We start from the raw sequence: 21,786 nt of genomic DNA on the forward strand, positions 1-21,786 counted from the left end.
TTCTTGCGCAGTACTTGCCGGCCGCTCTCATCTTGACCGTGAAGATGAAAACAGCGCTTACCCAGGTCAATGCCTATCAGCTTGATCGTCGCCATGATGGTCTCCTTATCTCCAGGGGGAAATCCCCCTACAGCGTACCCGCCCTCGCCGAGGGGCGGGCTGACCATCTCATTACACAAAAAAGGCGCCACATCAGTTAAAGGCACCACGCCGAGTAAAGCACCACACAAGACTCCGCACCGGTTCGCGTCCGAGACCGTGTCGGCTATCAGCAGCGCCGGCTATCTTTCGGGCGGTTCATAGGGTACAACTGACATAAGAACCCATTGCCGGCGGCATCGAACCCGGTATCCAAGACAGCGACCGTTACATGAGCAATTCGAAGCACCACGACCACGATCATTCACATGATCACGATCACGGCGGGCATGGCCACGCCCACCACCATCACGGCCCGGGAGGACATGCGCACGGCGTCACCGACGAACGGCGCCTGATGCGGGCCTTCATCATCATCGCCGTCTTCATGGTCGTCGAGATCGCCGGCGGGATCTGGTCCGGTTCGCTGGCGCTGCTGGCCGATGCCGGCCATATGGCCAGCGATGCCGCCGCCCTGGCGTTCAGCTGGCTGGCCATACGCATCGGCAAGCGGGCCGCCACCGAGCAATTGTCCTATGGCTTTCGTCGCGTCGAGATCCTGGCGGCCTTCGTCAACGGCCTGGCTTTGTTCGCCATCGCCGTCTGGATCGTGATCGAGGCCGCGCGCCGCTGGTTCGAGCCCGGGCCGATATTGGGCGGCCCCATGCTGGCCGTCGCGGTGGCGGGCCTGGCCGCCAACATCGCCGCGTTCTTCGTCCTGTTCCGGGGCAGCCAGGACAATCTCAATCTGCGCAGCGCCATGCTGCACATCGTGGGCGACCTGCTGGGTTCAGTAGCCGCCATCGTCGCGGCCCTGGTCATACTCGGGACGGGATGGACGCCGATCGACCCGATTCTGTCCGTGCTGGTGGCGGTCATCATCCTGAAAAGCGCCTGGGGGGTGGTGCGTTCCGCCGGCCACATTCTTCTGGAAGGCACGCCGCCCGGCGTCAGCATCCCGGAGATCAAGGACGACCTGGAGCGCCACGTGTCCGTGGTGCACGACGTCCATCACATCCACGTCTGGTCCATCACCGCCGATGCCCACCTCTTGACGCTGCATGTGGTGCCTCGCGAAGGCGCGGCGGCGCAGGCGGTGATCGGTGCGGTGCGCGCCCGGCTGGCCGAGCGCTTCGGCATCGAGCATGCCACCATACAGGTGGAGGAAAGCCCCTGCGCCGACCTGCCCGGCGACCGCGCCGCCTGCTGCTGAATCAGGGCTGCAGCACGCCGTCCTTGTCGTAGTCGTGGCGGTCGAAGTCGCGCATGACGTGTTCGATGAACTCGTCCAGCGTGACTTCGCCGTCGCCATTCTTGTCGACCGCGGCGAACTGCTGCGGCGTCATGACGACGCCGGCTTCGGCCTTGCTCAGGCGCTTGTCGCCGTCAGTGTCCAGCTTCTGGAAGGATTCGCGCATGAACTGTTCGTATTCGTCCTTGCTGATGCCCCCGCTCTTGTTGCGATCGAGCTGGGAGAAATGCTCGGGCGTGAGTTCGACCTGGGCCGCGGGCCGGGTCTGGGCGTAGCCGGTGCCAAGCAGGGCCAGCGCGAATGCCATGGCGGCGATGGGTTTGATCGTGACGTGTCTCATTATTTGCACCCCATCCGGTTTCCGAGATAGCCGCCCGCGCCAATGCCCACGGCCGTGGCGGCGGTGCGTCCGCGTCCGCCGCCGATGGTGCTGCCCAACAGGCCGCCGATGACGGCGCCGCCCACGGTGCCGGCAATGCAGTTGAATTCGGAATTGCCGGAACCGCCGTGCGAATGCGAGGGCGTCTGGCATGCGGCCAGCGCGCCCAGGCCGGCCAGGGCCAGTATCAGGGTCGTTCTTCTCATGGTTTCGTCTCTTTATGAAGGGATGGCGGGCTGCCGATTTTGCCTTGAGTTTATATACGAAAAGCTTCACAAGAATCAAAAAATATCTTCTTGTAAGCGTCTGCGGCGAGCAAAGCGTCTGCCATTTGCGACACTTGACCTTGACACGATGGCAAGGTTTACAGTGGTCCTATCGTAAAAACCAGAGGCCTATGTGCCGTCCAGCCATGAATGCCAATTTTTCAGGCGCATCCGCGCCCACACAGCAGCCCGTAAAGCCGGTCACCTTCGACGTCGAGGGCATGACTTGCGCCTCGTGCGTGGGGCGCGTCGAGCGCGCCCTCAAGGCCGTGCCCGGCGTGGCGGACGCCAGTGTGAACCTGGCCACACAGAAGGCCCAGGTGTATTTTGAACAGGCGCCCGACGTGCAGGCGGCCATCCAGGCGGTCGGCAAGGCCGGCTACGAGGCTCGCCAGGCGCGGGCCGACACCGCCGCGCAGGACGAGCTGGCCGAGCGGCAGCGGGCCGAAAGCGCCGAACTGCGCCGGGCGCTCATCATCGCCTTCGTCCTGACCCTGCCGGTTTTCCTGCTGGAGATGGGCTCGCACTTTTTCGTGCCGGTGCACCACTTCATCATGGACACCATCGGGGTGGAGTTCAGCTGGCGCCTGCAGTTCGTACTGACCACGCTGGTGCTGGCGGGGCCGGGACGGCGTTTCTTCCTGCGCGGCATACCGGCGCTGCTGCGCGGCGCGCCCGACATGAATTCACTGGTGGCGGTCGGCGCGGGCGCCGCCTACATTTATTCCGTAGTGGCCACCTTCCTGCCGGGCCTGCTGCCCCCTGGCACCGTCCATGTGTACTTCGAGGCGGCCGCCGTCATCGCCACCTTGATCCTGCTGGGACGATATCTCGAGGCGCGCGCCAAGGGGCGGACGTCCGAAGCCATCAAGCGGCTCATGACCCTGCAGCCGCGCACGGCGCGCGTGCAGCGCGACGGCGCTTACGCCGAGCTGCCCATCGACCAGGTCGTGGCGGGAGATACGCTGCTGGCGCGGCCGGGCGAAAGGCTGGCCGTGGACGGCGAGGTCGTGTCCGGTGAAAGCTTCGTCGACGAATCGATGATTACCGGCGAGCCGGACCCTGTGCGCAAGCGCGAGGGCGACGCGGTGGTGGGTGGAACAGTGAACCAGTCGGGTTCGCTCACCTACCGGGCCACCCAGGTGGGCGCCGAGACGGTGCTGGCCCGCATCATCGCCATGGTCGAGCACGCCCAGGCCGCCAAGCTGCCCATCCAGGCATTGGTCGACCGCATCACCATGTGGTTCGTGCCGGCGGTCATTGCCGTGGCCATCCTGACTTGCGCGGTCTGGTTCTTTTGGGGCCCGTCGCCCGCGCTTACCTTCGCCCTGGTCAACGGCGTGGCAGTGCTGATCGTCGCCTGCCCGTGCGCCATGGGCCTGGCCACGCCCACTTCCATCATGGTCGGCATGGGGCGGGGCGCCCAGATGGGCATTTTCTTTCGCCGCGGCGAGGCCTTGCAGCAATTCGCCGAAACCCGGGTGGTGGCTTTCGACAAGACCGGCACCCTGACCCTGGGCAAACCCGCGCTGACCGATCTCATCGTGGCCGACGGCTGGGAGCGCGCCGACGTGCTGGCCCACATCGCCGCGGTCGAAGGGCATTCCGAGCATCCCATCGCCCAGGCGCTGGTGGCCGCGGCCCAGGCGGAGGCGCTGGCTCTTCCGGACGTCGAGCAGTTCCAGGCGGACACGGGGTCGGGCGTATGGGGCGTGGCCGGCGGCAGGCGCATCGAGATCGGCGCCGACCGCTACATGCGCAAGTTGGGCATCGAGCCGCAACGGTTCGGCGATGACGCCCGGCGTTTGGCGGACGAAGGCAAGACGCCCATCTATGCCGCCATCGACGGCCGCCTGGCCGCCATGCTGGCGGTGGCCGACCCCATCAAGCCCACTACGGCGCAGGCCATTGCTGCCCTGCACGACCTGGGCCTGAAGGTGGCCATGATTACGGGCGACGATCGTCGTACCGCGCAGGCCATCGCACGCCAGCTGGGCATCGATGAAGTCGTGGCCGAGGTGATGCCCGAGGGCAAGGTCAGCGAGGTGGAGCGGCTGCGCGAGCAGCATGGCGCGCTGGCTTTCGTGGGCGATGGCATCAACGATGCGCCCGCCCTGGCGGCGGCCGATGTGGGTGTCGCGGTGGGCACGGGAACCGACGTCGCCATGGAGGCGGCCGACGTGGTGCTGATGTCGGGAGACCTGACGGGCGTGCCCGGCGCCCTGGCGCTGTCGCGCGCCACGCTGCGCAACATACGCCAGAACCTGTTCTGGGCCTTCGCCTACAACACGGCGCTGATTCCTGTGGCGGCGGGCGTGCTGTACCCGGTGATGGGCGTGCTGATGTCGCCCGTATTTGCGGCGGGCGCCATGGCGCTGTCCAGCGTCTTCGTACTGGGCAACGCCTTGCGCCTGCGGGGGTTTCAGTTGCCGGCCGGTTCGGGCGTATAGCCGGCGTCCGCGATGGCGGCCTTGACCGCGTCGCCGTCGGCCTCGCCCTGCACCCGCACCCGGTGCTGATCGAGGTCGACCTCGACGGAAGCCTGGGGAGCAACCTGCTTGACGGCCTTGGTGATGGCGCCGGCGCAATGATTGCAGGTCATGTCCTGGACGCGAAATTCGAGCATGTCTGTTCTCCGAAAAAGAAGGGACATTCACTTTAAACCTTGCCGCCGTGGTAAGGTCAAGCCAGGGCCGAAACGGCGGCACCGGAGGATAGCGACATGAATATTGGCCAGGCCGCCGAGGCCTCGGGCGTGACGGCGAAGATGATACGCTACTACGAGAGCGTGGGCCTGATGCCGGCCGCCGAGCGCTCGTCGGCCGGATATCGCCAGTACGGCGAGGTCGACGTCCAGACGCTGAGGTTCATCCGGCGCGCGCGCGACCTCGGGTTTTCGCTCGAGCGCATCCGCATGCTGGTCGGCCTCTGGAAGGACAAAGGCCGCAAGAGCCAGGACGTCAATCGCCTGGCGCGCCAGTACATCGGCGAGCTCGACCAGGACATCGCCAAGCTGCAGTCCATTCGCGACCAGCTTCAGGTTCTGGCAGACTGCTGCCATGGCGACGACCGCCCCGATTGTCCGATACTCGAGGAGCTTTCCAGCTTCGGAACCAGCGAAAGGTGAATGCATGGGTTTGCTGATAGACGGTCAATGGACCGACCAGTGGTACGACACGAAAAGCACGGGCGGGCGCTTCGTGCGCAGCGAGGCGCAATTCCGCAACTGGATCACGCCGGACGGCGCGCCGGGCCCTTCGGGCGAAGGCGGCTTTGCGGCCGAGCCGCAGCGTTACCATCTTTATGTCTCGCTGGCCTGTCCCTGGGCCCATCGCGCATTGATATTCCGCGCGATCAAGCAATTGGATTCCATGATAAGCGTGTCGGTGGTCAATCCGTTGATGGCGCTTCACGGCTGGACCTTCGAGCCCGACGAAGGCGTGGTGCCCGACCATGTCAACCATGCCAGCTATATGCATCAGCTGTATACGCTGGCGCAGCCCGCGTACACGGGGCGCGTCACGGTGCCGGTACTGTGGGACAAGCAGCGGCGCACCATCGTCAACAACGAGTCGTCCGAAATCATCCGCATGCTCAACAGCGCGTTCGACGGCGTGGGCGCAGCCGCCGGCGATTACTATCCGGCCGAATTGCGCGCGCAGATAGACGAGGTCAATGCCGACGTCTATGCCAACATCAACAACGGCGTCTACCGCGCCGGCTTCGCCACCTCGCAAGAGGCCTACGAGCAGGCGGTTCACGAGCTGTTCCAGGCGCTCGACAGAATGGAGCGCCGCCTGCTCAAGCAGCGCTACCTGACGGGGGCCGCACTGACCGAGGCCGACTGGCGGCTGTTCACGACCCTGTTGCGATTCGACCCGGTGTACTACGGCCACTTCAAGTGCAACCTGAAGCGCCTGGTGGATTTTCCCGGCCTGTGGGGATTCACGCGCGAACTGTACCAATATCCGGGCGTCGCCGCCACCGTGGACATGCAGCACATCAAAAACCACTACTACCGCAGCCACACGCAGATCAATCCGACCGGCATCGTTCCCGCCGGGCCCGTCATGGACTTCTCCGCGCCGCATCAGCGCGAACTCGTCTGAACGTGCAGTGACTCGCATCGTCTCGAGACGGTCGGCTCGCCGGACAAGGGGCGGCCGCCACATGACTTGAAGCCTTCCGAAACCATGCCCGACGGGCATGGGGGTTGCTGCCTTTCCTGCTTGCAAGCAAGCAGGAAAGCGGAAAATGGAAAACGTATCGGACTTTATCGTCAAGCGCCTGGGCCAGTGGGGCATCAAGCGCGTGTTCGGCTATCCGGGCGACGGCATCAACGGCCTGATGGCGGCTTTCGGCCGCGGCGCCTCCACTCTGGAGTTCATCCAGACCCGGCACGAAGAGGCAGCCGCCCTGATGGCCTGCGCCCATGCCAAATTTACCGGCCAAGTGGGCGTGTGCGCGGCCACGTCGGGGCCGGGCGCCATCCATCTCGCCAATGGCCTGTACGACGCCAGGATGGATCATCAGCCGGTGGTGGCCATCGTGGGGCAGCAAGCCCGCAGCGCTCTGGGCACCAACTATCAGCAGGAGGTCGACCTGCACAGCCTGTTCAAGGATGTGGCGCGCGACTTCGTCCATACGGCGAGCACCCCCACGCAGGTGCGTCATCTGATCGATCGCGCACTGCGCATTGCCATGGAGCGGCGCACCGTGACCTGCGTCATCCTGCCCAACGACGTGCAGGTCCTGCCGGCCGTGGAAGCGCCGCCGCGCGAGCATGGCGTCACCCATACCGGCATCGGCTATACCCATCACGCCAACGTGCCCGATGCGCATGCGCTGCGCAACGCCGCGGAGGTCCTCAACAAGGGCAAGCGCGTCGCCATGCTGGTGGGCGCGGGCGCCCTGGGCGCCGAGGAAGAGTTGCGGCAGGTCGCCGATACGCTAGGCGCGGGCGTGGCCAAGGCGCTGCTGGGAAAGCCGGCGCTGGACGATACCTTGCCTTATGTGACGGGCTCCATCGGCATGCTGGGCACCCAGCCCAGCTGGGAGCTGATGAACGGCTGCGACACGCTGTTGATGGTGGGAACTTCCTTTCCGTACTCGGAGTTCTTGCCGCCCGAAGGGCAGGCCAGGGCGGTGCAGATAGACCGGGACGGCAGCATGCTCAATCTCCGCTATCCGGTCGAAGTCGGGCTCGTGGGCGACGCCAAGCAGACTCTGCAGGCCCTGGTCCCTTTTCTCGAGCCGAGCGGCGACTCGTCATGGCGCAGCAAGGTCGAAGAGCAGGTCGCGGAATGGTGGCGCAAGATGGAGGCCCGCGCCATGGTCGAGGCCAAGCCGATCAATCCGCAGCGCGTGTTCTGGGAACTGTCCCCGCGCCTGCCGGACGACAGCATCATCACCTGCGATTCCGGCACGGCGGCCAACTGGTATGCGCGCGACATCAAGCTGCGCCCCGGCATGCAGGCCTCGCTGTCCGGCGGCCTGGCCACCATGGGCTGCGGCGTGCCCTATGCGCTGGCGGCGAAGCTGGCCAGTCCCGGCAGGCCGGTGCTTGCTTTGGTCGGCGATGGCGCCATGCAGATGAACGGCCTGAACGAATTGATCACCATCGCCAACCGCTGGCGTGATTGGCAGAATCCGACCCTGGTCGTCATGGTGCTGAACAACGGCGATCTCAACGAAGTCACGTGGGAGCAGCGCGCCGCGGGCGACCCGCGCGTGGACGTGACCCAGCGGCTGCCGCCATTTCCCTATGCCGACTACGGGCGCATGCTGGGTCTGCATGGCGTGCGCGTGGATCGGCCCGAAGGCATCGCGCCCGCCTGGGAGGACGCCTTGAGCGCGGATCGGCCCACCGTGCTCGAAGCGGTGGTCGATCCCAACGTGCCGCCCCTGCCGCCGCACATTCCATGGAAGCAGGCGCGCGCTTATTTCGAAGCGCTGAGCAAGGACGACGAGCGCACCGCCGTCTTGAGATCCACCTTGAAACAATGGTGGGCCGGCCGATGAGCAAAGAGGGGAATCTCATGCAAGCATCATCTATACAGACACACGGCGGGGCCAAGCGCCCCGGCCAGGATCGGGAAAAGAACACGCCGGCGACGCCGGGCGGCGCGCCAGGTAAGGACGAGGCGCAACCCAAGCGTGTGCCGCCGGACGCCATTCCCGACCTGATGCCGGGCGTCGACCCGCAGCAGACGCCGGGCGTCGACCGGCCGCCGGCGGAGTCGGACTGAGTCCGGGCAGGATCAAAGCGCCCGGCACAGCGTTTGCTCCACGTTCTTCCCTGGTGGGCGCCCCGCGAAGGGCGTCCGATTCATATAGTCATAGCGAAAAGGAGTGGATATGGCCCAGAATCCAGCACGAAACGACGCCGATGCAAAACGCGAGGACGTTTCTTCCAGCTTCAAAGATCTGATCAGCAGTGCGGAAGAACTGCTGCGTTCCACAGCCAGCTACAGCGGGGCGGAAATCGAGGCCGCGCGCGGCCGCTTGAAGAATCAGCTCGAATTGGCGCGTCTGGAAGCCGGCAATTACCGGCATACGCTCAAAGAGAGCTATCACGCCGTGTCGCAGGCCACCGACGAGTGTGTGCACGAGCACGCATGGAAGGCCGTGTGCATCGCCGGGGTGATCGGCTTGCTGTTGGGCAAATGCCTGTCTTCCGACCACATGCGGAGGTGATCCATGGCGCCTAACACAGGGCGGAAAGATTCGGAAACCGAACGCTACGCGGCCGGCGGGCGGGACGACGAAAAGGGCGCCAGGCGCTCCGGCAAGTCCGCGCAAAAGCCCGATGAGCTGAGCAAGCCGGACAGTCACGAAGCGGGGCGGCAGCCCAAGCAGCAGCGGACGGTCGGCAACCACCCCGCGGATCCCAACCGCGCGGGCGCCGATTGGAATCTTCTGCCTCCGGGTATTTCGGACGAAGACGTGCGTGACCCGGGCGGCATGAAGGACGACGCCGATCGGGCCGGGGGACGCAAGAAGTAAGAGCGGTCAGGTCGAGTCAGGCCTGCAGTTCTTTCTGAAACCCCAGGCGCAGGGCCTTGCGGTTCGACGCATAGTCGTGCCAGGGGTCGCCGCCCTGTTCGCGGCGGTGGTGCAAGGCGTTGGTAATGTTGAACTGCGCGGCACGCAGGTCGTGCCGCGAGTCCAGTTCGTCCCACGCCAACGGCATGGACACGGGCGCGCCCTGGCGCGCCCGCGCCGAAAATGCGGCGATGGCGGTGGCGCCGTTGCCGTTGCGCAGGTAGTCGACAAAGATCAGCCCCTTGCGGCGCGCCTTCGAGACGCTGGCCGTGAATTGCGCGGGAGCCTCCCGCGCCAGATAGGCGGCCATCGCGCGCGAAAAGCCCTTGACCGTGTCCCAGGAGTGCGCCGCCTTGATGGGAGCCACCAGATGCAAGCCTTTGCCGCCGGTGGTTTTCAGGTAGGGGACCAGGCCGGCCTCTTCCATCAGGCGCTGGACCAGGCGCGCGGCAACCACGATATCGGCCCATGGAATGTCCGGGTCGGGATCCAGATCGAGCGTGATGCGGTCGGGCCGCTCGGGCCGGGGCAGGGAGGAGCCCCAGGTATGGAACTCGATGACGCCGAACTGCGCCAGCTCGAGCAGGCCCCGGGCGTTTTCCACGACCACCTGTTCGCCGTCCAGCATGATGCCCGCGGGCGCTTCGCTGCGCAGGTGCTTCTGAAAAAAACATGTGGCGTTGGTGCCCTGCGGGCAGCGCAATAACGCTACTCGCCGTTTCAGCAAATGGGGCAGCATCAGTTCGGCGACCGAATCGTAGTATTCGATCAACGCCTTTTTGCTGAAGTTCGGCTTGGTGTAGATGATGCGTTCCGGATGGGTGACGGTGACGCCGCCGACCACGACGGGGCCTTTTCGTGTTTTCTTACCGGCAGGCCTGTCCGTGTCGCCCCGCGTCCGGCGTTTGCGGCGGCCGTCCGCTTCGTCCGCCATATCCGCTTCGAGCGCCTCGGGCGTCGTTGCCTGTTCGCCTGTGACGGCCGACGGAGGTTTATCCTCGCGCAGGCCCCGGAAGGCGGCCTGGCGCAGCAGCCCGTCTTCGGTCCATCCGGCGTAGTCCACTTCGGCAACCAGCTTGGGGCTGACCCATTGGACGGCTCCGCTGCTCCGGCCATAGCGGCCCCGTCCCTCGGTGGCGGTGGCAAACGGGCTGGTCTTGCGATGCAGCTTTTGCAGCCGCTCGTGCAGGTCCTTGAGCGTGGCCTGCGTGAACCCCGTGCCCACCCGGCCCGCGTAGTTCAGTTTTTTGCCGTCGCGCAGGCCCACCAGCAGCGCCCCCAGATGCGAGCGCGCGCCCGAAGGTTCGGTATAGCCTCCCACCACGAATTCCTGCTGGGGCCTGCACTTGAGCTTCAGCCAGGTGGTGCTTCGCCCTTCGGTGTAGGCGGCGTCCTTCTTCTTGCAGATCAGGCCCTCGAGGCTCAGGCGGCAGGCTTCGGTCCAGGCGCTCGCGCCCTCGGTGTCGCTGGAGATGTCCAGCTTCTGGGTGAACATGATGGGGCTGTCCGCCGGCACTTGCTCGAGCAGTTCTTCCAGGCGCTGCTGGCGCTCCGACAAGGGAAGAGGGCGCAGGTCGGTCCCGTTCCAGAAGGGCAGGTCGAAGGCGACGAAGACCAGATCGTTCGACGCGCCGTCCAGCGCCTGCTGCAGCGCCTGGAAGCGGCTGATGCCCTGCTCGTCGAAGCAGACGACTTCGCCGTCTATCCAGCCGTCTCCCAGCCCCAGTTGGCCCAGGCTACGCGCCAGGCCTTTCATGCGCGCATTCCATTCGTTGCCGTTGCGGCTGACCAGCTTCACCGTCTTGCCTTCGAGGCGGCACAGGATGCGGTAGCCATCGTACTTGACTTCATACGACCAGCCCGGGCCTGTGGGAGGGCGGTCGACCAGCGTGGCCAACTGGGCCGACAGCGTAGCGGGCAGCTCGCGCTGCGACTTGGGCGCGCGCGTCCTGCGCGCCTTCGCCTTCGCCGGGGCGATGGGCTTCGCATGGCTCTCCGGCATCGCCGCCGCGACGCCGTCGCGCGGTTCGCCGTCCTGTTCGGCGTCATGGCCGGGCCGCGCATACTCGTCGTCCAGCTTGCGCAAAAGCCATTGCGTGTCCTCTTTGCCGGTGCGCAGCAACACCCATTCGCCTTTCAGGCCTCCGTCGAGCTCGAATTTCAGGTGGCCGTCTGCCAGCCCCCGCGCCGGATCGGAAGAAGGCGTCCAACTTCCGCTGTCCCAGATGTCCACGTGGCCGGCGCCGTACTGGCCGACCGGAATCTCGCCCTCGAAGTCGCCATATTCCAGCGGATGGTCTTCGACATGGACGGCCAGGCGCTTGACCGAAGGGTCCAGCGATGGGCCTTTGGGCACGGCCCAGCTCACCAGCACGCCGTCGATCTCCAGGCGAAAGTCGTAGTGCAGACGCCGTGCCTGGTGCCGCTGTATGACGTAGCGCAGGGCGTGTCGGGACGACTTCGACGAACGTCGTCCCTGGGGCTCATGGGTAACGCGAAAATCGCGCTTCTGACGATAGGTTTCCAGCCGGGTTTTCAATTGGGATCACCTTGCTGACATTAAGCCATTTCACGTTGCGGGAGAGAAAGTCAGGTCAAGCCGTCTTGCGCCGCGTTCCCGCGGATGTGGATTTCTTTGCCGCGGCCTTCTTGGCCGGCGCGCGTTTCTTGGCGGCCGTCTTGGAAGTCTTGCGCGCTGAGGGTGTTTTTTTTGCCGGTCCGGAAGCGGCCTTGTCCGACCCGCCGCCGCGCTCTTCTATGCTGCGCTGCAGCATGGACATGAGGTCGATCACCTTGCCCGATTTGCGGCGCGGCGCTTCTTCGGCTTCCTCCAGAGAGTGGGTTCTTCCCGAGGCGATCTTTTCTTCGATGGTGGCCATGAGATCGTCGCGGTATTCGTCCCGGTATTGTTCCGGATCCCAGGGCTGGGTCATGTCCTCGAGCAGGCGCGAGGCCATCTGCATCTCGCGCGCGCTGGGCGCGCTGTCCTTTCCCTGGGGAATGTCCAGTTCTCCGGCGTCGCGGATTTCGTCCGCGTAGCGCATGGTGACCAGCATCAGGACGTCGTCCAGGGGAAGCATGGCGGCCAGATACTGCTTGGAATGCAGCACGACCGAGGCCAGGGCCAGCAGGCCGCTCTTGCGCAGCACTTCGCGGAACAGCACATAGCCTTTGTCGCCCCGCTTGTCGGGCGCCAGGTAGTAGGGGGTGTCGAAGTAATAAAGGGGGACTTCAGAGGCCTGCACGAAGCTCAGCACGTCTATCGACTGGGTCGCGGCGGTGTTGGCGCGCTTGAAGTCGTCGTCGTTCAAAAAGACGTAGTCGCCTTTTTCATACTCGTAGCCTTTGACGATGTTCTCGGCTTCGATCGGCTTGCCGGTGCGCTTGTTGATGCGCTGGTAGCCTACGGGAGAGTTGTCGCGCTTGTCTATCCAGTCGAAATCCAGGCGCGTCACGCGCGTGGCCGGATGCAACACGATGGGGACATGAACCAAGCCGAAAGTAATGGCGCCTTTCCAGATGACACGAGCCATGATCCGGACCTCCAGCAGTATAGTGCAGCCTGTTTCAGCAATCCGTGTTCCCGATTGTTTCACACCGGCTCAGGAAGGCGAGCAGACGGCGCTCGTCCGCGCGCAGGCCCCGTGGAGTGCTGCAGGCTTCTTTATCGGGCAGTTTCCCCGCCATATAGGCTTCGATGATGGCCGGGTGTATGTAGCATGCGCGGCAGACCGCCGGGGTATTGTTCAAAGCCCGCGCCACTTCCTTGACCACCCTGACCACGGTGGCGCGATCGGGCGTCCCCGCCTCGGCATGGCGCTGCAGGGCCGTGAAGGCCTTGAGCGAGCCCGCCCAGGTGCGATAGTCTTTGGCGGTGAAGTCGGCGCCGCTGGCCTGCTTCAGATAGGCGTTCACGGTATTCGAGTCCAGGCCGTGGGCTTCGCCTTCCGAGTCAAGATACTGGAACAGCTCCTGGCCGGGAAGCTCCATGCAGCGCCGCACGGCGCGTGCGATGCGGCGATCGTTGACCGCCACATCGTGCATCACGCCGCTTTTGCCGCGGAAGCGGAAACGCACGCCGCCGTGCGCGAGCGTCGCATGGCGGGATTTCAGCGTGGTGAGGCCATAGCTTTTGTTGCGCCGCGCATATTCGCGGCTGCCGATGCGTATCAAGGTGGTTTCCAGCAGTTGAACCACCAGGGCGGCCACTTTGTCCCGGTTCAAGTTCCGCGCCGCCATATCGCGCGCCACCCGTCTGCGTATGCGCGGCAGCGCTTGCGCGAACTGGCTCAGCTGGCCATAGTTGCTGAGGCGACGCTGCGCCTGCCACAGGTCGTGATAGCGATACTGCTTTCGGCCCTTGGCGTCGCGACCGGTCGCTTGCAGGTGTCCCTCGGCGCTGGGGCTGATCCATACTTCGGTATAGGCGGGCGGAATGGCCAGCGCCTTGATGCGCGCGAGCAGTTTTTTATCGGTTACAGGCCGCCCGTCCGGATGGCAGTAGCGGAATCCGCGTCCCGAGCGCTTGCGGCTGATCCCGGGCTGAAGATCGCTCGAATAATGCAGCCGCGGCGCGTTGTCGCGCAGCGACGCCGGCACGGGCTGCATGGCGGCCTTACGGCTGGTTGCCGCTCTTGCCGCGGGTGCGGCTGCTTTGCTGGTCCTGCCCCGAGCCGATCTGGCTCGTGTGTCCTTCCTTCTTGCTGCGGTTCTGCTGGGTGCCGTGGCTTTTCTGCTCTTCACGGCGGGTGTCGTCGTCCTGGACTCCCTGGTCGGGTCGTTGTTCGCGTGTCGCCATGTCGATCTCCTTGATAACGGTTGGGTCATGTATGTGCTGCTACCGCTTTTCCGCGTCCGGACGCTCCTTCTTGCCGCCCTCGGACCCTGCATTTTTCCTGCCCCGCAGGCGGGCTTCGATCAGCAGGTAGGCGGGCACGGCCAGCGTCAGAGGCACGACGCAGTACAGAATGCGGTACATCAGTACCGCGGCAAGCACTTGGTGGGCCGGCAGGGTGCCCGAGAGGGCGCCCACGAAAATCGCTTCGTTCACGCCCAGCCCGCCGGGGATGTGGGCGATGAGGGCCGCAATGCTGCAGAAAAGCAGTATGCCCAGCACGGACGCATAAGCGATTTCCCCGCCCAGCAATATGTAGATGACGCCGCCCATCAAGATCCAGGACACCGCCGCCAATCCGCATTGCGCGAACGCCTGCCCCACCGGCGGCAGTTCGAAGCGCTGGCCGCGCACTGTCCATACACGGCGGCGTGAAAAAGCGCACAGGCCCAGATACACCACCACGCCCGCCACCATGGCCAGGCCCGTGAGCTGGATCACTGTACGGCCGACGTCCCATGCGCCCGGCAGCGGCATGGCGTCGGCCATGAACAAGGCGCCGGCCAGCCAGCCGTAGCCTATCCAGTTGGTCAGGGTGGCGAACGCCACGACGCGTCCGGCCGTCGAGGCGCGCACACCCAACTGGTGGTACAGCCGCAGGCGGACCGCCACGCCGCCGACCAGCACGCCCAGGTTGAGGTTCATGGCATAGCTGATCGCAGCGATTCCCATGACCTGCCATGCGCGCAAAGGCGTCGGGGCATAGCGCTTGGCCAGCAGGTCGAAGGTCGTATAGACCAGATGGCCAAGCACCGCGATGCCCATCGCCGCCGCGATGGTCGGCGTGCCGATCTCGCCCGCCGAGCGCAGCACCTGCATCCAGTCCAGCTTGCGCGCCAGATTGAACAGCAGCACCACGGCGGCCGCCACCATCAGGCCGGTGAGAATGCGGGTGATCCAGCCCCAGGGTATGCCGCTGGCCCTTGCTTGCAAAAAACGGCTGTTCATGCGGACTCCTGGCTTCCGGTTTCGACGATGGCGTCGGCGCCCAGAGATTCGAGGCGGGGCTTGTGCGCCGGCAGGCTGCCCGCCCAGGCGGGGAAGCGGCGCAGGAAGTGAAATACGAGCACGCTGACCCAGGGGCGGCGCAGCCAGCTCTTGCGGGTCTGCTGCCTCGCAATGCGGCGGCAGTGGTTCTCCATGAGACGCTCGAGATTGTCGCGCAGGGTCTGGTTGAATTCCCGATCATGGATCACGACATTGGCTTCGAGGTTGAGCGCCAGGCTGAAGGGGTCCAGGTTGCTGGATCCCACCGTGGCCCAGCGCTGATCGATGCAGGCGACCTTGCCATGGAGGGGCCGGTCGCAGTACTCGTAGATCTGGATGCCGGCCGACTCCAGATAGTCGTAAAGCATCTCCGCCGCCATCTGGGCGACTTTCATGTCGGGCTCGCCCTGCAGGATCAGGCGCACGCGCACCCCGCGCCGCGCTGCATTGACCAGGTCGCGCAGCAATCTATAGCCCGGGAAAAAGTAGGCATTGGCGATCAGGATGTCGTGGTGGGCGCCCCGGATCGCGACGCGGTAGGCGCTTTCTATGGACGTGGGATTGGCGTCGTTGTCGCGCACGATCAGGCGGCCGCTTGCGTCGCCCTTGGGCGGCGCAAGCTTGGGCACCCGCCGCCAGGGCCGCCGGGCCACCCGCGCCGCCTTGAGCACCTCGCGCACGTAGTTGGCCATGTCCGAGGCCAGGGGGCCTCGCACCTGCACGGCGTAGTCCTGCTTGGCCATGGGTCCGAAATCGGGCAGGTGGTCGGCCGAGAAATTGATGCCGCCTATGAAGGCGAGCCGCCCGTCCACCGCCACGATCTTGCGGTGCATGCGGCGGAACAGATTGGTGCGCACCCCCATCAGTCGCGGGCGCGGGTCGAACACGTGCAGCCGTACTCCCGAGTCGGTGAGCCCCTTGATGAATTCGTCCGACAGGGTGTCCGAACCGTAGCCGTCCACGGTGATGTCCACCTGGACGCCGCGGCCGGCGGCGTCGATCAGCTTCTGCCTCAGGGCGCGGCCCACCTTGTCGTCGAACAGGATGAAGGTTTCGATCAGGACTTCAGAGCGCGCCTGATCGATGGCTTCGTTGACCCGCGGGTAGTAGGCCTCGCCATTCTCCAGCAACACGAACTCGTTGCCTTCGCGCCAGGGGCTGCTCATACATCGATCTCCGCGACGAGCGGGAGATGGTCCGACAGGGTGTTCCAGGGTCTGCGGGCCATCGCCACGGGCCGGTGTCTGGCCACGTTGCGCACATAGATGCGGTCGAGCTGCAGCAGGGGGCAGCGGGCTGGAAAGGTGCGCACGGGGCGTCCGTGGGCCGCGGCGAATACGTCCACCAGCCCGCAGTCGCGCAAGTGCCCGCTGGCCTTCAGGCGCCAGTCGTTGAAATCGCCCGCCACGATGGCCGGCTCGCCGTCGGGCACCGAGTGGACGAGTTCGCACAAGCGCCTTAGCTGCTGCCGCCTGTGCGTCTCGCGCAAGCCCAGATGTACGCATACGGCATGCAGCCGCAGGTCGCGATCGGGCGATTCGATTACGCAGTGCAGGATTCCGCGCGCTTCATGGCGATTGATGCTGACGTCGTGGTTCTCGTAAGTGGAAATCGGATACTTGGACAGCACAGCGTTGCCATGATGGCCGGCGGGGTAGACGGCATTGCGCCCATAGGCGAAATCCGACCAGATGGTGTCGGCCAGGAACTCGTAGTGCGAGGTGGTGGGCCAGCCGTGCAGCCTGGCCGCGTGGCGATGGTGCTCGCCCAGGACTTCCTGCAGGAAAATGACGTCCGGTGCCGTGCTGCGGATTGCTTCGCGCAGTTCGTGCAAAATGAAACGTCTGTTGAATATCGTAAAGCCCTTATGTACGTTCACAGTCAATACTTTGACCGTTCGCGGCGTCCCGGACCGTTCACGCATGCATTGCTCCATCAGCTTTGTATGCCGCAGTGCGATGCAAGTTTCATACCCGGCTGGGCGACATGCGCGCGCCCACTACCATTTCCGTGGCCCAATTGAGCAGAATGGAGGTGTAGGAGCGCTGGGCTTCCTTGCGGGTCAAACCATGGTCGGCCTCGTCGACAATGCGATGGGTCAATGAATGCGCCTCCTGGAAGGCCGCGCGATAGTTCATGATGGTGGAATGGGGCACGAAATCGTCATGCTCGGCCTCGACGATCAGCACGTCTCCCCGGAAGCGCCGGCAGGCCGCCAGGGCGCGATTGTCGTTCGGCGTCACCGTGCTCAGGCGGTAGGCCGTGAGGCTTTCGCGGTTCAACTGGCGCTTGGGCAGCATCCATTCATCGTCCCGATACAGGGCCGGCACATGCAGGGCCAGCCACTTGACCGAACGCAGGCTGGTCAGGATGGCCGCCAGATAGCCGCCGTAGCTGCTGCCCACCACGGCGATGGCCGAAGCGTCGATGGCCGGATGGGCGGCCAGCGAATCATAGGCGGCCATGACGTCGCGCAGATTGTCCTCGCGCGAGACCTTCATCTGCTGCTCCAGCGTGGCGGCGTGGCCGCGCAGGTCGAAGGTAAGGCAGACGCAGCCCAGGCCGGCCAGGCCGCGGGCGCGCAGCAGGTCGAAATCCTGGCTGCCGCCCCAGCCATGGATGAAGAGCACCCCCGGCACTTTGTTGGAGGGCTCCAGGAAAGTGCCTGCAATGTGCTGGCCCTCCACAGGGATGAGTATGTTTTCACTCAGAGTCGCCATGAGAATCGATTGCACCGAATTTGGTGATGAAGCCGGTTTCAGGGTCGTCGCCCCGATAGACGATCTGGGCGTCGCGGGGCGCGCTGTAATGTTCTCCGTAGCGCTCGCAGGTATAGGCGCGCACCACATTCAGCTCCGGCGAAGCGCGAAAAGCCTCCAGCGCGCACGCTTCGGCGAAGCTGGCGCCGCCGGCGCGCCAGCTTTGTTCCAGCACGCCGGCCTTGATGCGTCCGCGGGCATCTTTGCCGCGCGCGACGTCGTAGTTGCGGCGCGAAGCGAACAGGCCGGGATAACATCGCTGGGCCGCGGCGTCGTAAAGGCGGGCCAGGCGTACCGCCTCGCGCTGGGCCTCGTCCAGCGGCAGCGCCAGAAGCTCGTCATAGCCGCCTCGCGCGCAAAGCAGGCTCGATCCGCCGTAGACCAGCTGCGCTTCATTATCGGGCGTCAACGATTGCGTGCCCACATACGATATCGTCATGCCGCCTGCGCGAGCCTGTCCGACACTGTAGGTTTCGACATCCCGCAGGTGTTCTTCCAGTACCAGGCCGTGGCGGGCGATCTCTTCTTCGTCCTGGGCCGCGAGCGCCTCTTCGAACTCGCGGCGGTCCGAGGCCAGGATCTGGCCCCGGCCTCCGCTCGCCCGCACCGGCTTGATGCGGATGGGGCCCAGCGCCAGAAGCCGGATCCCCGCCAGCCGGGCGTCGGCCATGCTGAACACCGTGGCGCCCAGCAGGACGGCCGGCCCGGCGTCTCGCGAGAACGAATGGCTCCACCCCTCGGGCGCCATGGAGTCCGGATGGAGCAGGGCGTGCGTAATGGCCTTGGTGGCGACGAAGTCGTAGGGGACGATGCCGCCGAACAGATCCTCGTCGCCCCGGATGTCGTGGACGAAGCGCTCGAACGGCTCCGGAGCGGCCGTCCGCACCAGGGTGCGGGAGGGCACATAGTAGATGCCGCCGGCATGCGGCGGATCGTGGGGCGAATAGTCCGCGGCGAAATCCAGCTCCAGTAGCCCCGCCAGCTTGCGGGCAAGCGCTTCTTGCGAGGCGCACTCGTGGGGCGGGGCGTTTTGCCTGCGCGGAAAGGCGACCACGGTGCGGGGTCCATTCTTGGCTTCGGCAAGGCGTAAGGTGGCGGCCATGCAGCGCTCCTGCGAAATCGGGCCTTGCTGAGCGCAAACAGCGTGCCCGGCGCCCGCCGGCCTGACGTTTGCACAGAAGGCGGCGCGCGGCCCTGGCCGGGGATGCCCATACGGCGCTATAGTGTGATGGATGGAATAGTCCGGCGGCAGGCGGCCTGCCGGCGCTCGCGCGGTGGCGCGAAGGCACCCGGGCTTTCTTCCTTGATATACAGGAGCGCAGGAATGGATCTCGATGCCTTGATGTTGTCCCGCATTCAGTTCGGCTTTACGATTTCCTTCCACATCATATTTCCGGCCATCACCATAGGCCTGGCCAGTTATCTTGCCGTGCTCGAGGCCTGTTGGCTGCGCACCTCCAACGCGGTCTATCGCGATCTGTACCATTTCTGGGTCAAGGTGTTTGCCGTGAATTTCGGCATGGGAGTGGTGTCGGGCGTGGTCATGGCCTATCAGTTCGGCACCAACTGGAGCCGGTTCTCCGATTTCGCGGGCAGCATCACCGGCCCCTTGCTGGCCTACGAGGTGCTGACCGCCTTCTTCCTCGAGGCGGGCTTCCTGGGCGTGATGCTGTTCGGCTGGAAGCGCGTCGGCCCCGGCCTGCATTTTTTCTCCACCGTCATGGTGGCGTTGGGCACGCTGATTTCCGCGACGTGGATCCTGGCCTCGAACAGCTGGATGCACACCCCCCAGGGCTACGAGATCATCAACAACCAGGTCGTGCCCGTCGACTGGGTCGCCGTCATCCTCAATCCCTCGTTTCCCTACCGCCTGGTGCACATGACCCTGGCGGCGTACCTGGCCACCGCTCTCATGGTCGCCGCCTCGGCGGGATGGCATCTGCTGCGCGGCAATGACAGCGCCGCGGTGCGCAAGATGCTTTCCATGGCGATGTGGATGCTGCTGCTGGTCGCGCCGCTGCAGGCCGTGGTGGGGGACTTCCACGGGCTCAACACGCTCAAGCATCAGCCCGCCAAGATCGCCGCCATAGAAGGGCACTGGGAGAACAAGCCGGGCGAGGCCGTGCCGCTGACACTCATAGGCTGGCCGGACATGAAGGAAGAACGCACGCGCTTCGCGGTCGATATTCCGCACCTGGGCAGCCTCATCCTGACCCATAGCTGGGACGGCCAGTTCAAGGGGCTGAAAGAGTTCGCGCCCGAAGACCGGCCCAACGCCACCGTGGTGTTCTGGACCTTCCGCATCATGGTGGGGCTGGGCCTGCTGATGATTGCGCTGGGCTTGTGGGGCGCCTGGGCGCGATGGCGGGGCACGCTGTACCGGCAGCGAGGCCTGCACCGCTTCGCGCTGGGCATGGGCGCAGCGGGGCTGGTGGCGCTGCTGGCCGGCTGGTATACGACTGAAATCGGACGACAGCCCTGGATCATCCACGGGCTGATGCGCACCGCCGACGCGGTCACGCCGCACAGCGCCGGCGAAGTCGGGCTGGCGCTGGCGCTTTTCATCGTCGTGTACTTCATTCTGTTCGGCGCGGGCATCGTATATATCCTGCGGCTGATACGCACCGGGCCGCAAAGCCACGAGCCCCAGGAGGGCGGCCCCGGAGAGCGGCGCACGCCGGCCCGGCCGATGTCGGCCGCCGAAGAGGGCAAGCGCTCCAACGACACTGCAAGGGGATAGGACATGGGCATCGATCTGGCGCTGCTGTGGGCGATCATCATTCTTTTCGGCATCCTCATGTATGTGATCATGGACGGCTTCGATCTGGGCATAGGCATACTGTTTCCCTTCATGCCCGATGCCCACGACCGCGACGTCATGATGAACACGGTCGCGCCGGTGTGGGACGGCAACGAAACCTGGCTGGTGCTGGGCGGAGCAGGCTTGCTGGCGGCCTTTCCGCTGGCCTATGCGGTGATACTGCATGCCTTCATGCTGCCGCTCATCTTCATGCTGCTGGGGCTGATTTTTCGCGGCGTCGCCTTCGAGTTCCGCTTCAAGGCCGAGCCCGACAAGCGGCATTGGTGGGACAAGGCCTTCATCTTCGGTTCGTTCTGCGCCACTTTCTTCCAGGGTGTCGTGCTGGGCGCCTACATGGACGGCCTGACGGTGGCGGACCGAAGCTATGTCGGCGGTGTGCTCGACTGGATCACGCCGTTTTCGATCTTCACCGGTCTGGGCCTGATCGTGGCCTATGCGCTGCTGGGATGCACCTGGCTCATCTTCAAGACCGAAGGCCTTCTTTACGATCGCATGCGCGCCCTGGCGCGTCCATTGACGCTGGTGCTGCTGGCCGTCATCGTCGTCATCAGCATCTGGACGCCGCTGGCCCACGCGGCGATCGCCGACCGCTGGTTCAGCTTTCCCAATCTGATCTGGTTCGCCCCGGTGCCGGTGTTGGTGGCTCTGGCGGCATACTATTTGCTTGCCATGCTCGGGCGCAAGCCGCACGCCGGTCCGTTCCTGCTGACGCTGGGACTCATTTTCCTTGGCTACAGCGGTTTGGGCATCAGTATCTGGCCCAATATCATTCCGCCCGACATCTCCATCTGGGACGCGTCGGGACCGCCTCAAAGCCAGGGGTTCGCGCTGGTGGGCGCGTTGTTGATCGTGCCGTTCATACTGATGTATACAGCGTGGTCCTACTATGTGTTCCGTGGCAAGGTCCGGCACGGCGAGGGCTATCACTGATGCCGGAGCGTCGTCCATGGGCGGCCCGCATCGGGTGGCTGCTGCTGTTCTGGGCGGGCGGCGTGGCAGCCTTGGGCCTCGTGGCCTATCTGTTGCGCTTGTTCATGAACTGGGCGGGTTTCAGTTCCTGAACGCCGGCATGCGTATTGCTGGCTAAGTATTTCGTTACCACTGGGGTGATAACACCAATGTATTTTGGCTCGCTAAAGCTTTATCCTTGAAGGTTAAAGAAGATGGGAGAAGCGCCGGCCGTACTGTTCAACTTCGGCTCCAGGCTGATTCAACTGCCGCGAGGTATCGCGGATTCGATTCAAAC

The 21,786-nt window shown here is 65.0% G+C and carries 23 protein-coding genes; 11 read left to right on the plus strand and 12 right to left on the minus strand.

The annotated features are described in order from the left end of the window. The first annotated feature begins 370 nt into the window (after positions 1-370). Positions 371-1,351, plus strand: coding sequence for a cation diffusion facilitator family transporter (locus CSC67_RS20540; RefSeq protein ID WP_118996337.1), 981 nt, complete (start codon positions 371-373; stop codon positions 1,349-1,351). Between the two features lies 1 nt (position 1,352). On the opposite strand, the gene CSC67_RS20545 is transcribed toward CSC67_RS20540, so the two are convergent. Together CSC67_RS20545 and CSC67_RS20550 are read right to left on the minus strand one after the other, a co-directional pair. Further along, entirely contained in the window at positions 1,353-1,730 is a 378-nt protein-coding gene (locus CSC67_RS20545) for an EF-hand domain-containing protein (RefSeq protein WP_118996338.1), read from the minus strand. Next, the gene (locus CSC67_RS20550) at positions 1,730-1,975 is read right to left on the minus strand and encodes a glycine zipper 2TM domain-containing protein (protein ID WP_118996339.1); all 246 of its coding nucleotides are present in this window, start codon (positions 1,973-1,975) and stop codon (positions 1,730-1,732) included. The genes CSC67_RS20545 and CSC67_RS20550 overlap by 1 nt, the downstream gene beginning before the upstream one ends. Positions 1,976-2,181: 206 nt before the next feature. On the opposite strand from CSC67_RS20550, the gene CSC67_RS20555 reads away from it, so the two are divergent. After that, the gene (locus CSC67_RS20555) at positions 2,182-4,485 is read left to right on the plus strand and encodes a heavy metal translocating P-type ATPase (protein ID WP_135227485.1); all 2,304 of its coding nucleotides are present in this window, start codon (positions 2,182-2,184) and stop codon (positions 4,483-4,485) included. On the opposite strand, the gene CSC67_RS20560 is transcribed toward CSC67_RS20555, so the two are convergent. Further along, complete coding sequence (locus CSC67_RS20560) at positions 4,458-4,661, minus strand: heavy-metal-associated domain-containing protein (protein WP_118996340.1); 204 nt, start codon at positions 4,659-4,661, stop codon at positions 4,458-4,460. The two genes, CSC67_RS20555 and CSC67_RS20560, sit on opposite strands and share 28 nt — an antisense overlap. Before the next feature lie 96 nt (positions 4,662-4,757). On the opposite strand from CSC67_RS20560, the gene cueR reads away from it, so the two are divergent. From cueR to CSC67_RS20590, 6 genes are all read left to right on the plus strand, one after another. Next, positions 4,758-5,162, plus strand: coding sequence for a Cu(I)-responsive transcriptional regulator (gene cueR, locus CSC67_RS20565; protein ID WP_118996341.1), 405 nt, complete (start codon positions 4,758-4,760; stop codon positions 5,160-5,162). Between the two features lie 4 nt (positions 5,163-5,166). Further along, positions 5,167-6,144, plus strand: a complete 978-nt coding sequence (locus tag CSC67_RS20570; protein ID WP_118996342.1) for a glutathione S-transferase family protein — start codon at positions 5,167-5,169, stop codon at positions 6,142-6,144. 145 nt (positions 6,145-6,289) lie between these two features. After that, the gene (locus tag CSC67_RS20575) at positions 6,290-8,056 is read left to right on the plus strand and encodes a thiamine pyrophosphate-requiring protein (protein WP_118996343.1); all 1,767 of its coding nucleotides are present in this window, start codon (positions 6,290-6,292) and stop codon (positions 8,054-8,056) included. 17 nt (positions 8,057-8,073) lie between these two features. After that, complete coding sequence (locus CSC67_RS20580) at positions 8,074-8,283, plus strand: hypothetical protein (RefSeq protein WP_135227486.1); 210 nt, start codon at positions 8,074-8,076, stop codon at positions 8,281-8,283. Between the two features lie 109 nt (positions 8,284-8,392). After that, complete coding sequence (locus tag CSC67_RS20585) at positions 8,393-8,731, plus strand: ElaB/YgaM/YqjD family protein (protein ID WP_118996345.1); 339 nt, start codon at positions 8,393-8,395, stop codon at positions 8,729-8,731. 3 nt (positions 8,732-8,734) lie between these two features. Continuing rightward, on the plus strand, positions 8,735-9,040 hold the full coding sequence (locus CSC67_RS20590; protein WP_118996346.1) for a hypothetical protein: 306 nt from the start codon (positions 8,735-8,737) through the stop codon (positions 9,038-9,040). A 16-nt stretch (positions 9,041-9,056) separates the two neighbouring features. Here the strand turns inward: CSC67_RS20590 and ligD are convergent, their stop codons facing one another. The 9 genes from ligD to CSC67_RS20635 are packed head-to-tail and all read right to left on the minus strand — an operon-like array spanning position 9,057 to position 18,821. Continuing rightward, positions 9,057-11,618: a DNA ligase D gene (ligD, locus tag CSC67_RS20595; protein WP_118996347.1), complete on the minus strand. Its 2,562-nt coding sequence runs from the start codon at positions 11,616-11,618 to the stop codon at positions 9,057-9,059. Between the two features lie 55 nt (positions 11,619-11,673). Beyond that, positions 11,674-12,612, minus strand: a complete 939-nt coding sequence (gene ku, locus CSC67_RS20600) for a non-homologous end joining protein Ku (protein WP_118996348.1) — start codon at positions 12,610-12,612, stop codon at positions 11,674-11,676. 34 nt (positions 12,613-12,646) lie between these two features. Further along, positions 12,647-13,687: a DNA topoisomerase IB gene (locus CSC67_RS20605; protein ID WP_118996349.1), complete on the minus strand. Its 1,041-nt coding sequence runs from the start codon at positions 13,685-13,687 to the stop codon at positions 12,647-12,649. A 7-nt stretch (positions 13,688-13,694) separates the two neighbouring features. Continuing rightward, complete coding sequence (locus tag CSC67_RS20610) at positions 13,695-13,877, minus strand: hypothetical protein (RefSeq protein ID WP_118996350.1); 183 nt, start codon at positions 13,875-13,877, stop codon at positions 13,695-13,697. Positions 13,878-13,916: 39 nt separating this feature from the next. After that, a complete protein-coding gene (locus tag CSC67_RS20615) occupies positions 13,917-14,921 on the minus strand; it encodes a lysylphosphatidylglycerol synthase domain-containing protein (protein WP_118996351.1) in 1,005 nt (334 codons plus the stop codon). Next, on the minus strand, positions 14,918-16,126 hold the full coding sequence (gene clsB / locus CSC67_RS20620) for a cardiolipin synthase ClsB (protein WP_118996352.1): 1,209 nt from the start codon (positions 16,124-16,126) through the stop codon (positions 14,918-14,920). Before clsB ends, CSC67_RS20615 begins: the two co-directional genes overlap by 4 nt. Next, complete coding sequence (locus tag CSC67_RS20625; protein ID WP_118996353.1) at positions 16,123-16,884, minus strand: endonuclease/exonuclease/phosphatase family protein; 762 nt, start codon at positions 16,882-16,884, stop codon at positions 16,123-16,125. The genes clsB and CSC67_RS20625 overlap by 4 nt, the downstream gene beginning before the upstream one ends. Before the next feature lie 43 nt (positions 16,885-16,927). Then, a complete protein-coding gene (locus tag CSC67_RS20630) occupies positions 16,928-17,680 on the minus strand; it encodes an alpha/beta hydrolase family protein (RefSeq protein ID WP_118996354.1) in 753 nt (250 codons plus the stop codon). After that, positions 17,664-18,821, minus strand: coding sequence for a DUF3182 family protein (locus CSC67_RS20635; protein WP_118996355.1), 1,158 nt, complete (start codon positions 18,819-18,821; stop codon positions 17,664-17,666). Before CSC67_RS20635 ends, CSC67_RS20630 begins: the two co-directional genes overlap by 17 nt. A 222-nt stretch (positions 18,822-19,043) precedes the next feature. On the opposite strand from CSC67_RS20635, the gene CSC67_RS20640 reads away from it, so the two are divergent. Genes CSC67_RS20640 through CSC67_RS20650 form a run of 3 tightly spaced genes read left to right on the plus strand, consistent with a single transcriptional unit; the run spans position 19,044 to position 21,601 of the window. Then, positions 19,044-20,459 carry a cytochrome ubiquinol oxidase subunit I gene (locus CSC67_RS20640; RefSeq protein WP_118996356.1) on the plus strand — a complete coding sequence of 472 codons (1,416 nt, stop codon included), beginning with the start codon at positions 19,044-19,046 and terminating at the stop codon, positions 20,457-20,459. A gap of 3 nt (positions 20,460-20,462) precedes the next feature. Continuing rightward, entirely contained in the window at positions 20,463-21,470 is a 1,008-nt protein-coding gene (gene cydB, locus CSC67_RS20645) for a cytochrome d ubiquinol oxidase subunit II (RefSeq protein ID WP_118996357.1), read from the plus strand. Beyond that, the gene (locus CSC67_RS20650) at positions 21,470-21,601 is read left to right on the plus strand and encodes a DUF2474 domain-containing protein (RefSeq protein WP_118996358.1); all 132 of its coding nucleotides are present in this window, start codon (positions 21,470-21,472) and stop codon (positions 21,599-21,601) included. Before cydB ends, CSC67_RS20650 begins: the two co-directional genes overlap by 1 nt. Positions 21,602-21,786: the final 185 nt, after the last annotated feature.

The sequence above is a fragment of the Pusillimonas caeni genome (assembly GCF_003545815.1).
In the GTDB taxonomy this organism is placed as follows: Bacteria; Pseudomonadota; Gammaproteobacteria; order Burkholderiales; family Burkholderiaceae_B; genus Pusillimonas; species Pusillimonas caeni.

Bases quoted from the DNA above. Each gene is read 5' to 3' on its own strand.
- CSC67_RS20540 (WP_118996337.1), top strand. From the start codon at position 371: ATGAGCAATTCGAAGCACCACGACCACGATCATTCACATGATCACGAT.
- CSC67_RS20545 (WP_118996338.1), bottom strand. From the start codon at position 1,730: ATGAGACACGTCACGATCAAACCCATCGCCGCCATGGCATTCGCGCTG.
- CSC67_RS20550 (WP_118996339.1), bottom strand. From the start codon at position 1,975: ATGAGAAGAACGACCCTGATACTGGCCCTGGCCGGCCTGGGCGCGCTG.
- CSC67_RS20555 (WP_135227485.1), top strand. From the start codon at position 2,182: ATGAATGCCAATTTTTCAGGCGCATCCGCGCCCACACAGCAGCCCGTA.
- CSC67_RS20560 (WP_118996340.1), bottom strand. From the start codon at position 4,661: ATGCTCGAATTTCGCGTCCAGGACATGACCTGCAATCATTGCGCCGGC.
- cueR (WP_118996341.1), top strand. From the start codon at position 4,758: ATGAATATTGGCCAGGCCGCCGAGGCCTCGGGCGTGACGGCGAAGATG.
- CSC67_RS20570 (WP_118996342.1), top strand. From the start codon at position 5,167: ATGGGTTTGCTGATAGACGGTCAATGGACCGACCAGTGGTACGACACG.
- CSC67_RS20575 (WP_118996343.1), top strand. From the start codon at position 6,290: ATGGAAAACGTATCGGACTTTATCGTCAAGCGCCTGGGCCAGTGGGGC.
- CSC67_RS20580 (WP_135227486.1), top strand. From the start codon at position 8,074: ATGCAAGCATCATCTATACAGACACACGGCGGGGCCAAGCGCCCCGGC.
- CSC67_RS20585 (WP_118996345.1), top strand. From the start codon at position 8,393: ATGGCCCAGAATCCAGCACGAAACGACGCCGATGCAAAACGCGAGGAC.
- CSC67_RS20590 (WP_118996346.1), top strand. From the start codon at position 8,735: ATGGCGCCTAACACAGGGCGGAAAGATTCGGAAACCGAACGCTACGCG.
- ku (WP_118996348.1), bottom strand. From the start codon at position 12,612: ATGGCTCGTGTCATCTGGAAAGGCGCCATTACTTTCGGCTTGGTTCAT.
- CSC67_RS20605 (WP_118996349.1), bottom strand. From the start codon at position 13,687: ATGCAGCCCGTGCCGGCGTCGCTGCGCGACAACGCGCCGCGGCTGCAT.
- CSC67_RS20610 (WP_118996350.1), bottom strand. From the start codon at position 13,877: ATGGCGACACGCGAACAACGACCCGACCAGGGAGTCCAGGACGACGAC.
- CSC67_RS20615 (WP_118996351.1), bottom strand. From the start codon at position 14,921: ATGAACAGCCGTTTTTTGCAAGCAAGGGCCAGCGGCATACCCTGGGGC.
- clsB (WP_118996352.1), bottom strand. From the start codon at position 16,126: ATGAGCAGCCCCTGGCGCGAAGGCAACGAGTTCGTGTTGCTGGAGAAT.
- CSC67_RS20625 (WP_118996353.1), bottom strand. From the start codon at position 16,884: ATGCGTGAACGGTCCGGGACGCCGCGAACGGTCAAAGTATTGACTGTG.
- CSC67_RS20630 (WP_118996354.1), bottom strand. From the start codon at position 17,680: ATGGCGACTCTGAGTGAAAACATACTCATCCCTGTGGAGGGCCAGCAC.
- CSC67_RS20635 (WP_118996355.1), bottom strand. From the start codon at position 18,821: ATGGCCGCCACCTTACGCCTTGCCGAAGCCAAGAATGGACCCCGCACC.
- CSC67_RS20640 (WP_118996356.1), top strand. From the start codon at position 19,044: ATGGATCTCGATGCCTTGATGTTGTCCCGCATTCAGTTCGGCTTTACG.
- cydB (WP_118996357.1), top strand. From the start codon at position 20,463: ATGGGCATCGATCTGGCGCTGCTGTGGGCGATCATCATTCTTTTCGGC.
- CSC67_RS20650 (WP_118996358.1), top strand. From the start codon at position 21,470: ATGCCGGAGCGTCGTCCATGGGCGGCCCGCATCGGGTGGCTGCTGCTG.